The 13,413-nt window shown below is 68.6% G+C and carries 11 protein-coding genes; 6 read left to right on the plus strand and 5 right to left on the minus strand.

Features of this window, described 5'->3' with window-relative positions:
* Nucleotides 1-65 precede the first annotated feature (65 nt).
* On the plus strand, nt 66-455 hold the full coding sequence (locus DMB37_RS10190) for a DUF2237 family protein (protein ID WP_040737431.1): 390 nt from the start codon (nt 66-68) through the stop codon (nt 453-455).
* Between the two features lie 165 nt (nt 456-620).
* Here DMB37_RS10190 and DMB37_RS10195 read toward each other — a convergent pair whose 3' ends face one another.
* Entirely contained in the window at nt 621-1,409 is a 789-nt protein-coding gene (locus DMB37_RS10195; protein ID WP_135232488.1) for a TetR/AcrR family transcriptional regulator, read from the minus strand.
* A 105-nt stretch (nt 1,410-1,514) separates the two neighbouring features.
* Between DMB37_RS10195 and DMB37_RS10200 the strand changes: the two genes are divergently transcribed.
* Entirely contained in the window at nt 1,515-2,426 is a 912-nt protein-coding gene (locus DMB37_RS10200) for an NmrA family NAD(P)-binding protein (RefSeq protein WP_135232489.1), read from the plus strand.
* Nucleotides 2,427-2,521: 95 nt separating this feature from the next.
* Here DMB37_RS10200 and smc read toward each other — a convergent pair whose 3' ends face one another.
* Nucleotides 2,522-6,136, minus strand: a complete 3,615-nt coding sequence (smc, locus tag DMB37_RS10205) for a chromosome segregation protein SMC (RefSeq protein WP_135232490.1) — start codon at nt 6,134-6,136, stop codon at nt 2,522-2,524.
* Between the two features lie 487 nt (nt 6,137-6,623).
* Between smc and DMB37_RS10210 the strand changes: the two genes are divergently transcribed.
* Nucleotides 6,624-8,795 carry a hypothetical protein gene (locus DMB37_RS10210; RefSeq protein ID WP_135232491.1) on the plus strand — a complete coding sequence of 724 codons (2,172 nt, stop codon included), beginning with the start codon at nt 6,624-6,626 and terminating at the stop codon, nt 8,793-8,795.
* Nucleotides 8,796-8,903: 108 nt separating this feature from the next.
* On the opposite strand, the gene DMB37_RS10215 is transcribed toward DMB37_RS10210, so the two are convergent.
* Nucleotides 8,904-9,329: a DUF1707 domain-containing protein gene (locus DMB37_RS10215; protein WP_135232492.1), complete on the minus strand. Its 426-nt coding sequence runs from the start codon at nt 9,327-9,329 to the stop codon at nt 8,904-8,906.
* A gap of 197 nt (nt 9,330-9,526) precedes the next feature.
* Here DMB37_RS10215 and DMB37_RS10220 point away from each other — a divergent pair, with 197 nt between their 5' ends.
* From DMB37_RS10220 to DMB37_RS10230, 3 genes are all read left to right on the plus strand, one after another.
* On the plus strand, nt 9,527-10,612 hold the full coding sequence (locus DMB37_RS10220) for an S-(hydroxymethyl)mycothiol dehydrogenase (protein WP_135232493.1): 1,086 nt from the start codon (nt 9,527-9,529) through the stop codon (nt 10,610-10,612).
* A complete protein-coding gene (locus DMB37_RS10225) occupies nt 10,609-11,232 on the plus strand; it encodes an MBL fold metallo-hydrolase (RefSeq protein ID WP_135232494.1) in 624 nt (207 codons plus the stop codon). The genes DMB37_RS10220 and DMB37_RS10225 overlap by 4 nt, the downstream gene beginning before the upstream one ends.
* A 244-nt stretch (nt 11,233-11,476) precedes the next feature.
* Nucleotides 11,477-12,637, plus strand: coding sequence for a Cmx/CmrA family chloramphenicol efflux MFS transporter (locus DMB37_RS10230; RefSeq protein WP_135232495.1), 1,161 nt, complete (start codon nt 11,477-11,479; stop codon nt 12,635-12,637).
* Nucleotides 12,638-12,717: 80 nt separating this feature from the next.
* Here DMB37_RS10230 and DMB37_RS10235 read toward each other — a convergent pair whose 3' ends face one another.
* On the minus strand, nt 12,718-13,038 hold the full coding sequence (locus DMB37_RS10235) for a helix-turn-helix domain-containing protein (protein WP_135232496.1): 321 nt from the start codon (nt 13,036-13,038) through the stop codon (nt 12,718-12,720).
* A gap of 25 nt (nt 13,039-13,063) precedes the next feature.
* On the minus strand, nt 13,064-13,219 hold the full coding sequence (locus DMB37_RS40445; RefSeq protein WP_167768798.1) for a hypothetical protein: 156 nt from the start codon (nt 13,217-13,219) through the stop codon (nt 13,064-13,066).
* Between the last annotated feature and the right edge of the window lie 194 nt (nt 13,220-13,413).

Consider the following 13,413-nt stretch of genomic DNA (forward strand, 5'->3'; position numbering starts at 1 on the left):
AGACACAACCCCCGAGATTTCTTGTCCTGCGGAACTTCTCGCGAGGTGGCAATAGGATCGGCGACGTGACCGATCGAAACGTGCTTGGGGGGCCGCTGGAAGAGTGCGGCACCGATCCTCTCACCGGCTTCTACCGGGACGGCTGCTGCAGCACCGGGCCGGAGGATCTCGGTAGCCACACCGTGTGCACCGTCGTCACGGCCGAATTCCTGGAGCACCAGGCGTCTATCGGCAACGATCTGAGTACGCCGCGCCCGGAGAACAACTTTCCGGGCTTGCAGCCAGGAGACCGGTGGTGCGTTGTGGCCGTGCGGTGGCTACACGCGCATGAGGACGGTGTCGCCGCACCCGTAGTGCTGGCCGCCACGCACGAAAACGCCCTGGAAGTGATCTCGATGGACATCCTGCGCAAGTACGCCGTAGACGTCCCCAACGACGTCAGCGACCTCTTGTAAAGCCCGCCCATCCGGGCCACGACCGCCGATGGCACATGTCGCTTATGCGCCATCGGGTCCCGTCCCCAGACAAAGCGATTCACATCACAGCCCCGAACCCCTTCACGATCAACGGGACATAGCGTCGGCGACAAGCCGCTCCGGCCCGCCGCTATGCCCCGTCGATCACGGTCGCCGGGCGGCGGCGCGTCGGCGGTGCGCTTTTTGCCGGCACGCCGCCGAGCAGTAGCGGGGGCGACGGCCGGTTCCGGTGTGCCGAACCCGCGCGTCGCATACCGGGCAGTGCGGGTCGCCGGTTTCGTTACTATCCGCTGATTCGTTACGCATATCAGCGTCCGCCGAGCGATTCGTTACGGCCGGGGTGGCGCGCATCGCGTCGAGGACCAACACGGCCGCGCGGTCGATCCGCCCAACGGATCGCCGAAGCCGTTGAATGGCAACACAGCCGGTGAAAATGGCCAGCACATCGGGCACCTCGATATCGCTGCGAACCGTGCCTTGCCGCTGCGCGGCCAGCAGCAACGCCCCCAGCGCCCGATGGAAGCGCTCCCCCGCGCTCATCAGCAAAGCCCGCGGCCAGCCGTCGTCGGATTGCACCAGGTCGCACAGCGCCTCATTACCCGGTGTGGACACCACCACCTCGGTGCAGAACTCGAAGAAGGCCGCACCCGGATCCGGCGCATCGAGGTAGGCGGCGGCCAGCTTCGCCAGCCGGTCGACCCGCTGCTGCATAACCGCTTCCAGCAGATCGAATTTCGTCGGAAAGTGCCGATAGACGGTGCCCGCCCCGACGCCGGCCCGCCGGGCCACCTCGGCCAGCGACACCGACGGGCCTTGTTCGGCGAACGCCCGCTGCGCGGCCGCCAGCACCAGCGCGCGGTTACGCCTGGCGTCGGCCCGTGCGGCGGGGCTCGGAGCAGCAGGACTCGACACAGCCTCGCCAGGAGCAGTCATTTCGTTACGCCCTCTCCTTGCATGACCTGGCGAACCGGGTCTCAGCGCCCGTATGGTCCGGAATGCGGGTCGCCCGACCCGATTCTATCGACAGAGAAGGCACGCATGTCCCCTCAGCACAACCTCGTCCTGGTCACCGGAGCCACCGGCAAGCAGGGCGGCGCGACCGCCCGCAGGCTGCTGGCCGACGGCACGGCGGTGCGGGCGCTGGTCCGCGACCCGCACGCCCCCGCCGCCCAGGCCCTGGCCGCGGCCGGCGCGGAGCTCGCCGTCGGCGATTTCGACGCCCCCGACACCCTTTCCGCCGCACTCGCCGGTGCCACAGCACTTTTCGCGGTGCCGCCCGCCGTCTACGACCCGCAGGGCTGGGATGTCGACCGCGAAGCGCGGCGCGGCATCGCCCTGGTCGACGCGGCGCGCCGGGCCGGGGTCGAACAGATCGTGTTCACCGGAATCGCCTCGTTCAACTCCGACGACGCCTGGGGTGCGGACGGCAAGACCCGCATCGAGGAGGCCGTCGCCGCCTCGGGTGCCCGCTACACCCTGCTGCGCCCGGTCCGCTTCATGGAGAACTACCTCATGCGCGGTATGCCGATAGACGGCATCGTCGACGGCGTCCACCGGCACCTGTTCCCGGCGGACCGACCGCTGAAAGTCATTGCCCTGGACGACATCGCCGACATCGCCGCGCTGACTTTCGCCGACCCCGACCGCTTCCACGGCCGAACCCTCGAGCTCGCGGGCGATGCCCTCACCCCACCGGCCGCCGCCGCAGCGATCACCGCGGCGACCGGCCACCCCGTTCGCTATCAGGAACTCGACGAAGCAGCCGCCGCCGAACTCGGCGAGATGATCGCGCACACCTGGCGTCTCGTGCGCGCCACCGGCGGCTGGCGCGCCGACATCGCGGCCACCCGCGAAATCCACCCTGGCCTGCGCACATTCGACACCTGGCTCGCCGAAACCGGTGCCGCTCAGATCAAATCCCTCCTGGACAGCGTGAGCACGCTGCCCTGACAACACGCCCGAGCGGCGACGGCGCACCTTCGAGCAGAAGAGGCGGGGACGACGGCGGGCGCACCGAGGTGGATGAGCTGTTGCACTGAGCGCGGTTACGCCGCGCCCACCGGCGCGAGGTTCTCCCCGCGCATCCGCTGCGAGATCACCTGGGTGATGCCGTCGCCGCGCATGCTGACGCCGTAGAGCGCGTCGGCGATCTCCATGGTCGGCTTCTGGTGGGTGATGACGATCAGCTGGCTCTTCTCCCGCAGCTGCTCGAACAGCCCGATGAGACGACGCAGGTTGGTGTCGTCGAGCGCGGCCTCGACCTCGTCCATCACATAGAACGGGGACGGGCGGGCACGGAAGATGGCCACCAGCAAGGCGACCGCGGTGAGCGACTTCTCGCCACCGGAGAGCAGCGACAGCCGCTTGACCTTCTTGCCGGGTGGCCGGGCCTCCACCTCGATGCCGGTGGTGAGCATGTCGGACGGGTCGGTGAGCAGCAGCCTGCCCTCGCCGCCGGGGAACAGCTTGGCGAACACGCCTACGAACTCTCGCTCGACGTCCTCCCACGCCTCGGTGAAGACCTGCAGGATCCGCGCGTCCACCTCGGCGACCACCTCGAGCAGGTCCTTGCGCGCGTTCTTGACGTCTTCGAGCTGGGTGGCCAGGAAGTTGTAGCGCTCCTCGAGTGCGGCGAATTCTTCCAGCGCAAGCGGATTCACCTTGCCGAGGGTGGCGAGGTCTTTCTCGGCGCGTTTGGCGCGGCGTTCCTGGGTGGGCCGGTCGTACGGCATCGGCGCGGGCGCGGTGACCTGTTCGCCGCGCTCCTTGGCTTGCTCGTACTCCTGCCACTCCAGGTCCGACGGCGGCAGCGGCACGTCGGGTCCGTACTCGGCGATCAGATCGTTGAGGGCGATGCCGAACTGCTCGGAGATGGTCGTCTCGAGCTGCTCGATGCGCAGCGCCGCTTGGGCTTTCGCCACTTCGTCACGGTGCACCGCGTCGGTGAGCTGGGCGAGCTGGGTGGACAGCGCGCGTACCCGCTCCTTGACCTGCTCGACCTGGGCGGCTGCTTCGCCACGGCGGCGGACCAGGTCGTCGCGCCGGGTACCGGCCTCGGCGACCACCTTTTCCAGTTCTGCGGCGATCTTGGCCCCGGATTCCGCGACGGCGGCGGCGACTTCGGCGGCTTTCTTGCGCGAGGCCTGGGCCCGTTCGGCGCGGGCCCGTGTCTCGCGTTCGGCGCGCGCCGCCCGGCGCAGCGAATCCGCCTTGCCGCGGACCGATTCCGCGCGTTCCTCGGCGGTGCGCACGGAAAGGCGCGCCTCCACCTCCATCGACCGGGCCTCGGCCAGCGCGGCCGCGGCCTCCTCGCGTTCGCGGCCCGCGGACTCGGTGCCCGCGGTGGCGCCGTCGGAGTCGATCTCGGTTTGTTCGAGCTCGGCGTTGCGCAGCCGGTCCTCGATCTCGGCGAGCGAGGTGAGCGCTTCCTCCCGGGCCGTCTCGGTCTCCGTGCGTTGCGCGAGCAGCCGCTCGCTGTCGGCCTGCGCGGTGCGGGCGGCATGGCCGAGCCTGCCGAGCCGGTCGTAGATGGCGACCAATGACTGGTCGGATTCGTGCAACGCGAGCAGTGCCTGGTCGACGGCGTCCTTGCGATCGGCCTGTTCGGCGAGCGCGCCGGACAGCGCCGCCTCGAGCTCTTCGGCTCGCCGCTGTGCCGCGACGAGATCGGACTTGGCGTTGTCGATGTCGGCCTGGATCTCCAGTTGACTCGGTGCGCGATCGGATCCGCCGAGCAGCCAACCGGTTCCGGTGAGGTCGCCGTCGCGGGTGACCACGCGGACGTCCGGCCGGGCCGCGACCACGGCCCTGGCGGTGGCGAGGTCGTCGGCGACGGCGATACCGGCGGTCAGTGCCGTGATCGCGCCGCGCACGCTGTCGGGGCACTCGACCACGTCGGTGAGCCAGCGCGCCGCACCCGGCAGCGGGCCGAGCTGCGGACGGGAAACGCCATCGGCACCGAATACCAGTGCGGCGCGTCCACCGTCGGCGTCCTTCAACGCGCGGATGGCGTCGTGCGCCGACTCGCCGGTGTCCGCCGCGACGGCGTCCGCGAGCGGACCGAGCGCGGCGGCGACCGCGGCCTCGAACCCGCCGTGCACCCGCAGCAGTCCGGACAGCGGCCCGAGCAGACCCTGCGACCGATGCTCCACCAGCCAGGCGGCACCGTCGCGACGGGCGAGACCCATGCCGAGCGCCTCGATCCGCGCCGTCAGGGACGCGACCCGCTTGCTCGCCTCCCGGTCCTGTTCGCGCAGTTCGGTCACCCGCTGATCGGCCAGCGCGAGTGCCTGCACCGCGTGCTCGTGCTGGGCGTCCAGGCCTGCCTCGCCGGCGTCCAGCTCGCTGAGTTCGGCCTGTACCGCGTCGAATTCGGTCTGTGCGGCCTCGCCGCGGTTCCTGGCGTCGGCGATCGCCGTCGTCAACCGGGCGATCTCGCCGTCGTAGGACTGGGCCCGGGTGCGCAGCGTGTCGACCTTGCCGACCAGCCGCGCGACACCTTCGCGCCGGTCCGCGATGGCCCGCACCGCGGCCAGGTGCGCCTGCTCGGCGGCCTTGGCGGACTGCTCGCGTTCGGCCAGCGCGTCGCGGGCCGCCTCCAGCGTCTCGGTGGCGATCTCGACAGCCTCGCGCAGCTCGGCCTCCTCGGCCTCCACCCGCTCGGCTTCGGCCTCCAGCTGCTCCGGGTCGCGCCCGCTGCCGACCGGGGTCTCGGTGTCGAGGTGGCGGGCTCGGTCCTGCGCGATCCGGATGGTCGCGTTGACCCGCTCGGCCAGCGCGGACAGCTGGAACCAGATCTGGGCGGCGGCCTCGGCGCTCGGGGTCAGCCGGGACAGCTGGAACTCCTGCTGCGCCAGTGCGGCATTGGCTGCGTCGAGTTCGCTCTGCACGTTGATGTGCTGTTCGCGCGCGTAGGCTTCCTTGCTCTGCTGGCTCTCCAGTTCGCCGCGGCGGGTCACCAGGTCGTCGGCGGCCAGGCGCAGGCGCGCGTCGCGCAGGTCGGCCTGCACGGTCTGCGCGCGCCGGGCCACCTCGGCCTGCCTGCCGAGCGGTTTGAGCTGGCGGCGCAGTTCGGTGGTGAGGTCGGTGAGGCGGGCCAGGTTGGCCTGCATGGCCTCGAGCTTGCGGACGGCCTTCTCTTTGCGCTTGCGGTGCTTGAGCACGCCCGCGGCCTCTTCGATGAACGCGCGCCGGTCCTCCGGGCGCGATTCCAGAATGGCCGAGAGCTGACCCTGTCCGACGATGACGTGCATCTCGCGGCCGATGCCGGAGTCGCTGAGCAGTTCCTGCACGTCCATCAGCCGGCAGGAGCTGCCGTTGATCTCGTATTCGCCGGCGCCGTCGCGGAACATCCGCCGGGTGATGGACACCTCGGCGTAGTCGATGGGCAGCGCGCCGTCGGAGTTGTCGATGGTGAGGGTGACCTCGGCGCGGCCGAGCGGCGCCCGGCCCGCGGTACCCGCGAAGATCACGTCCTGCATCTTGCCGCCGCGCAGCGCCTTCGCGCCCTGCTCGCCCATGACCCAGGTCAACGCGTCGACCACATTGGACTTGCCGGAGCCGTTCGGGCCGACCACACAGGTGATCCCCGGCTCCAACCGCAGCGTCGTCGCGGACGCGAAGGACTTGAAGCCCTTCAACGTCAGGCTCTTGAGATGCAAGTTCGACGACCTTTCCGTTTTCGTCGGTTCCGCAAGCTGCCCGTTGCCGGGCCCGTCGCGCACGCCGACCCGTTCTGCCTGATCAACAGAGGCGGGCGACCAGTCATGGTATCCATCGAGTGCCGAGCACCGCGGACGCGGGACGACCCCCGTGGCCGCGCGGCGGTTCGGCGACACACGTAGGTTATCGAGTCATCCGGCGATATCCCGTATTTCGATGTGCCCGAAGTTTGCCGGACGCGTCGTCCCTAGTGTCTACCGCACCGGATCCGATGCCGCGACCGACGCGCCCACCACATGCGGGACCATAGCGCGCGCGGGCGACACGCGTGCCGCTCGCAGGTAACGAATGCGGGCATCTTGTTCGACCTCAGCGGAACCTTTACACCAATAGACCGACCGACTCGCCGCACACCCTGCCATACGGCGACGTCGCCGCATACGATCCAGTCTGATTCGCCAGCGGGAATGTTTGGAGCGCCACAGGATGCCAGCCCCAGCCGGGACCAGTACGGCGTTCCGGCTTGCCCGCATCGCGCTGCTGCTGCTCGGTAGCCTGCTGTTCCTCTACGCGTGTGAGAACAGCAAGAGCGCGCTGCTGGCGGACAAGTGGGTTGAGGTCGCCATCGCGGGCACGCTGTTGGCCGCCGGGTTGGGGGCGGCCTGGTTCGAGGTCAAGTTGACCGACTATCTCGATGAGGATGCGGACGAGATTCAGTCGGTGCGGGCCGAAAGCCGTAGTGGGCGGGCGGAGATGCGCGGGGGGCGCGCCAAAGATCGTGCGGTGGCCAAAGATCCTGCGGTGGCGACGAGTCGTGCGAGGGCGAAGGGCCGTACAGGGGCACACGGTCTCGCGGGGGCGAGAAGTCGCGCCGGGGCGGGCAAGGACCGCGCCGAAAACCGGGAGTTCCTGGTCGAATCGGAGGGCTGGTCGATGCGCGCCAAGATCGCCCGGTCCGGTGATCTCATCTTCCACGGTCATGATCTGGGCGGCACCTATCCGGCCTACGAATGGATGTGGATCTTCCACCCCGATACCTTTCCCGAGATCCGCGCCGCCCTCGGTGATGACGAAGGCGAAATCCTGGAACTGCTCGAAGAGGTTGTGCCGCAACTCGATCGGCACGGCAGGCATGATCCCGGCGCTTGGCTGCGCGCGCACGACATTCCGGCTACCTATCGCGAGAAGGGTGTCAGCGCCACTCAGGAAACTCGGGAACTGCCGATCCTGCAGCCCGGTCTCCCCCAACCGGCGCCCCGGCGCGACGTACCCGTTTCCGCGCGAGCGCAGCTCGGTCGCCAGTACCGCGATGTCGCACCAGTATTCGATGAGGACTCCGTCGAGCCGGACGTACCCGTGCGCGCACGGCGAGAGGCTCTCGCACCCGCGACATTTCAGGATGAAGACGCCGGCCCCGGCTGGCCACAACGGGATCCGGAGCCCGTGCACTCGCGGTGGCGCGCCGACGAGGGCGCACCGTATGACGACATTGCGCCCACACCCCATGCGGAACCCGCACGGTGGCGCTCCTCGGTTCCCACTCCACGCGAAGACTTCGAGCCCGTCCGACCGCGGTACGAGGTCCCGGAACCAGCGCGCGCACAGTGGAATTCCGGGGCCGTCGCATATCCACCCCGCGAAGACTACGAGCCCGCCAGGTTACCTTATGGGCTGCCGGAACCAGCTGGCACACAGTGGGATTCCGATGTCGCCCCGTATTCGCCTCGCGAAGACTACGAACCCGCCCGGTCACTTCACGCGCAGCCGGAACCTACACGCGCACAGTGGAATTCCAGCCTCGCCGCGTATCCGTCTCACGAAGATCTGCAACCCGCCCGGTCACCTTACGGGGAACCAGAACCCGCTCGCACACAGTGGCATTCCGCCGCACCGACATACTCGCCGCGTGACGACTTCGCGCCCGCGGCACCACCGTACGAGGCTGCGGCAGTGTGGCAGGAGGATCCCGCACCGCCCTATGACAATCCGGCACTGCCCTACGAGAATCCCGTACCGGCCTACGAGAGTTCCGCAGTGTCGTACGACGACCCCGCACCACACTGGCCGACCCGGGACGAGACCGCACGTCCCCCACTCGAGCGGCGCAACTCCAAACGGTCTCAGCACGCGCAGCCGGACACCGAATGGCCGCACCACGACTCCGAACCCGCGCGGTCGCCGTACGAGGACCCAGCCGCCGCCCGGGCGCGGCGGGAGCGTCTCGACGCGATCCAGGCGCAGCTGGAAAACCCCTCGCTCGCGGCGACGGAGCGGCCGTATCGCAGGGATGCCGCTCAGCCCCAGCACCATTCGCGACGCAGGGAATCGGACGATCCCCTGCCGTTGCAGCGCAGAGGCAGTTCCCCGCTGCCGGACGATTATCCGGCAGCCCCGCGCTACGAGCCGCTTTCGTCGTCCCGGCAACGGCCCACGCCGGTTGCCGAGCCGTCCTGGCCCGAGCGATCGATGCCCCGACAGCGGCAGGCGCCGCCCGAGCCGCCACGGCAGCGCGACGAATACTCCCGCTGGACGGACCAGTCGCCCGCCGAGTACGACGAGCCGCCCGCACGCAGGCACCGCCGGTCGAGCCCGCCACCGAATTCCGCGGGCTCCGGCCGGCACGCGCAATCGCACGGCGCTACGCCACGCTGGCCGTAAGCCGGGAGACCACACTCATCTCAACCGACCTGCCTCAGTCGGGCGACCATGCTCACCTCAGGTGACCCCGCTCAACTGAGGTGAGCACCTCGATCCAAGCGAACGCACTCAACGCAGGTAGCGCGAGCACCGACCCGACTCGAACCCGGTCAGCATGCGGAACACCAGAACCGCACCCCACGGCCCGATCACCCAGATCGGCCACGGATAGGTGAACTCGCCAACGCTCAGCGAGATAGCACCCCAGATCAGCAGGACGAGCACGCTGACACCGAGCCAGCTGCTGCCTTCGATCTTCTGCCAGATCGGGATGCGAGACCCTGAGTCCGCTTTCGCCGCAGTCTCTTTCGGCAGCTTGGGCAGGTCCGACAGCACCAGCTGCAGATCGTCCGTGGTTGTGGTCGCGTACACCTTCGCGGCGCGCTCGTCGTACTCGGCGAGGTCGATCCGGCCGTCCTCCAGGTGCCGGGTGAGCAAGCGCACCACCTTCTCACGTTCGGCGTTCGAGGCGCGGGTACCGGGCGATATGTCCATACCGAATTCCTTGTCGACGGTTCCACCCTCCACAGTGGAATATCTTCAAGCATGAACCCTCCACTATGGAATGTCAACCCTTCGGCCGCCCGATGCCACCCGGCGGTGGTGCCGCCCTGCCGAGCGCGGCAGTATGGACGGTGCTCAGCTCGCGGGCACACACGGTCCGCGTCGACGAAATCTCCTAGGAGGCATAGGTGTCGGAAACCGTGCGCGGTGTCATCGCCCGCAGCAAAGGCGCGCCGGTCGAGATCGTCGACGTGGTGATCCCCGATCCCGGCCCGCACGACGTGGTGGTGCGGGTGCAGGCCTGCGGTGTCTGCCACACCGACCTGCATTACCGCGAGGGCGGCATCAACGACGAGTTCCCGTTCCTGCTCGGGCACGAGGCGGCGGGCATCGTCGAGACCGTCGGCGATGCGGTCACCCACGTCGAGGTCGGCGATTACGTGGTCTTGAACTGGCGGGCCGTGTGCGGCGAGTGTCGGGCCTGCAAGCGCGGCCGTCCCTGGTACTGCTTCGCGAGCCACAACGCGAGCAAGAAGATGACCCTCACCGACGGCACCGAACTGAGCCCCGCGCTCGGCATCGGCGCCTTCGTCGACAAGACGCTGGTGCACGAAGGACAGTGCACCAAGGTCGATCCCGCCGCCGACCCCGCGGTCGCCGGACTGCTCGGCTGCGGCGTGATGGCAGGCATCGGCGCGGCCATGAACACCGGCAACGTGTCCCGCGGCGACACCGTCGCGGTGATCGGCTGCGGTGGTGTCGGCGACGCGGCCATCGCCGGTGCGCGGCTGGCAGGCGCGAAGACCATCATCGCGGTCGACCGGGACAAGCAGAAGCTGGACTGGGCCACCGATTTCGGCGCGACCCACACCGTCGACGCGACCAGCGAGGACGTGGTCGAGAAGATCCAGGAGTACACCGACGGCTTCGGCGCCGACGTCGTCATCGAGGCGGTCGGCCGCCCGGAAACCTGGAAGCAGGCGTTCTACGCCCGCGACCTGGCGGGCACCGTGGTCCTGGTCGGCGTCCCCACGCCGGACATGACCCTCGACATGCCGCTCATCGACCTGTTCTCCCGCGGCGGCGCGCTGAAGTCCTCCTGGTACGGCGACTGCCTGCCCGAACGCGACTTCCCGACCCTGGTCGACCTGCACCTGCAGGGCCGCCTGCCGCTGGAACGCTTTGTCACCGAACGCATCTCCCTCGACCAGGTGGAGGCGGCGTTCGCCGCGATGCACACCGGCGATGTGCTCCGCTCGGTGGTGGTCCTGTGACGAACATCGAACGCGTCGTCACCTCCGGCACCTTCTCCCTCGACGGCGGCACCTGGGACGTGGACAACAACGTCTGGCTCATCGGTGACGAGCACGACGTCCTCGTCGTCGACGCCGCACACAATGCGGACGCGATCGCCGAGGCCGTCGGCACCCGCAACGTCGTCGCCATCCTGTGCACGCACGGCCACAACGACCACGTCACCGTCGCACCGGAATTGAGCACCCGGCTCGACGCCCCTATCCTGCTGCACCCCGCCGACGACCCGCTGTGGCGGATGACCCACCCCGACGTCGACTACCGCTCACTGGCCGACACCCCTCGAATCACCGTGGGCGACACCGACATCGACCTCCTGCACACCCCCGGCCACTCTCCCGGCTCGGTCTCTCTGCACCTGCCCGAAGCCGCCGCCCTCTTCACCGGCGACACCCTGTTCTCCGGCGGTCCCGGCGCCACCGGCCGCTCCTACTCCGACTTCGAGACCATCATCGCCTCGATCCGCGACCGCCTGCTCACCCTCCCCGACGAAACCACCGTGCACACCGGCCACGGCGACACCACCACCATCGGCACCGAAAAGCCGTCCCTCGCCGACTGGATCGCCCGCGGCCACTAATTCCCTTGCCGTCACCCACGGTGCCGTTGCTATGGTGCCGGACGTGACTTCTCCCGAGGCGTCCAGACTCTAGCCACCTGTCGAACGACCAGGTGGCGTCCCTCGCCGTGCGCGAATCGACCTGCCGACCCGGTCGTTCGGCCCTGAGCGTCGTCCCATCGGGGCGACTTCTGCTCTGCCTCCCTCCGTTGCCGCTGTGCGCCGGAGGGCGGCGTGGTGTCGAACAGAGTCTGGGAGTCTTTGCATGCCTGTTGTCATTTTCGTGTTGGGTGTCGCCGTGTTCGCGCAGGGGACATCGGAATTCATGTTGTCGGGGCTGCTCGAGCCCGTCGCAGCGGAGGTCGGGGTTTCGCTCGGCTCGGCCGGGTTGCTGACGGCGTTGTTCGCCGTCGGAATGATCGTCGGCGCGCCACTGATGGCGATGGTCGCCGGTCGCTGGCCTGCCCGGTACGCGCTGACCGGATGCTTGTCGTTGTTCATTGCCGCGCATGTCGTCGGCGCGCTCACCACCACCTTCGGCGTGCTGCTCGCCACCCGCGTGGTCGCGGCGATAGCGAACGCCGGATTCCTCGCGGTCGCACTCGCCGCGCTGCCCGCCCTCGCCGGTCCGCATCGAGTCGGTCGAGCGACCTCCATCATCCTGTCCGGGGTGACACTCGCCTGCATTGCCGGCGTCCCCGCGGGCGCCTTCCTCGGTCAGGCACTCGGCTGGCGATCGGCGTTCTGGGCCGTCGTCGTCGTGAGTGTGCCTGCGCTGCTGGGCATTTGGTCGCTGGTTCGAACGGAAACCGGGAAGGCGGCGACCGACGGAGGTTCCCTCTGGGGAGAGTGGCGCACGCTCGGCCTGCCGCACGTGCGGGTCGTACTGATGCTCGGTGCCGTGGTTAACGCAGCGACCTTCGCCGCCTTCACCTATCTCGCGGTGATCACAACCAACATCAGCGATGCAGGACCCGGATGGGTGCCGATCATGCTTGCACTCTTCGGAATCGGATCTTTCCTCGGCGTCACACTCGCCGGCCACTACGCCGATCGATCCGCCCAGATCATTCTCTCGACGGGATCGGTTGCACTGCTGACGATTTGGACCACAACCGCCCTGACCGCCGCCTACCTACCCGGCCTGCTCGTCATGGCAACGATCAGCGGTGCCGCATCCTTCGCCGTCGGCTCCACCGTGATCGGCCGCATCGTCACCACCGCAACACCGACCGCCCCGCACCTGAGCGGCGCCTTCGCCACCGCCGCACTCAACATCGGTGCCGCCCTCGGCCCAGCCACCGCAGGCCTGGCCATCAGCGCAACGGGCACAACCACATCCGCCCTATGGACCAGCGCAGCACTATCCGCTGCCGCCACCGCCCTCACCCTCTTCACTCCCACGCGACAACCCTGCACACGCTGACCACGTCCGTGAGTGCCACCTGACAGTGGCAAACCTCGAGCGGCGCACACCGTGGTGCGCCGCTCGAGGTTGCGTCTCGGTCAGCCCACCCGCAGTTGCTCGTCGCCGAAGTCGGCGACGAGCTTCAGCACACCGCCGAGCGCGGACACATACCGATCCAGCACGTCCCGAGTGGACACCTCACCCTGCTCGATCTGCGACACCCTGGCCACGGACACACCCATCTGTTCCGCTACCTGCTTCTGGTTGAGGCCACGATGCTTCCGCAGTTCCGCAAGCCGCCACCCGCGCGCACGATCTTGCAGGTGCTCGACACCTTCTTCGAAACGTTCGGGCCCGCCCGCTGTGTCGACTGCGCGTTCGAGATGACCAGTGTCGCGCCAGCGACGATGTGTAGTCATTGGTGCGACTCCTCAGCTCGCTCGATCAGGTAAGCGTCGGCGGCCGTCCCTGCGCGGGACCGCTTCGCTCCAGCAGCAGGATCGCTTGGTTGACCAGGGTGTGCGTTGCACGGTCGGACTGCCATAAAGCATCGAGGAACTGCTCTACCTCGTCGGTTATGAAGATCTCCCACTCGTCCATTGACGGTACCTCCCCCACGTCCGCAATTCAAGGATTTCCTTAACAGGCTTGATCGAGCGAATCACGTTGCAGGGTAAGTTGCGGGTCCGACACGTAGCGCTTGATCAGCATCGACGGAGACTGCGACAGCAGCTCCCGCTGGGCCAGGTGGGCGCGTCAGATCCGCCGCGCGGACGATTCGTGCCGGTGCTCGG

The sequence above is a fragment of the Nocardia sp. CS682 genome, assembly GCF_004634405.1.
Taxonomy (GTDB): Bacteria; Actinomycetota; Actinomycetes; order Mycobacteriales; family Mycobacteriaceae; genus Nocardia; species Nocardia ninae.

Excerpts from the sequence above, each read along its gene's own strand:
- DMB37_RS10215 (WP_135232492.1), bottom strand. The coding sequence starts at position 9,329 with ATGGACATATCGCCCGGTACCCGCGCCTCGAACGCCGAACGTGAGAAG.
- DMB37_RS40445 (WP_167768798.1), bottom strand. The coding sequence starts at position 13,219 with ATGGACGAGTGGGAGATCTTCATAACCGACGAGGTAGAGCAGTTCCTC.
- DMB37_RS10200 (WP_135232489.1), top strand. The coding sequence starts at position 1,515 with ATGTCCCCTCAGCACAACCTCGTCCTGGTCACCGGAGCCACCGGCAAG.
- DMB37_RS10235 (WP_135232496.1), bottom strand. The coding sequence starts at position 13,038 with ATGACTACACATCGTCGCTGGCGCGACACTGGTCATCTCGAACGCGCA.
- DMB37_RS10195 (WP_135232488.1), bottom strand. The coding sequence starts at position 1,409 with ATGACTGCTCCTGGCGAGGCTGTGTCGAGTCCTGCTGCTCCGAGCCCC.
- DMB37_RS10210 (WP_135232491.1), top strand. The coding sequence starts at position 6,624 with ATGCCAGCCCCAGCCGGGACCAGTACGGCGTTCCGGCTTGCCCGCATC.
- DMB37_RS10230 (WP_135232495.1), top strand. The coding sequence starts at position 11,477 with ATGCCTGTTGTCATTTTCGTGTTGGGTGTCGCCGTGTTCGCGCAGGGG.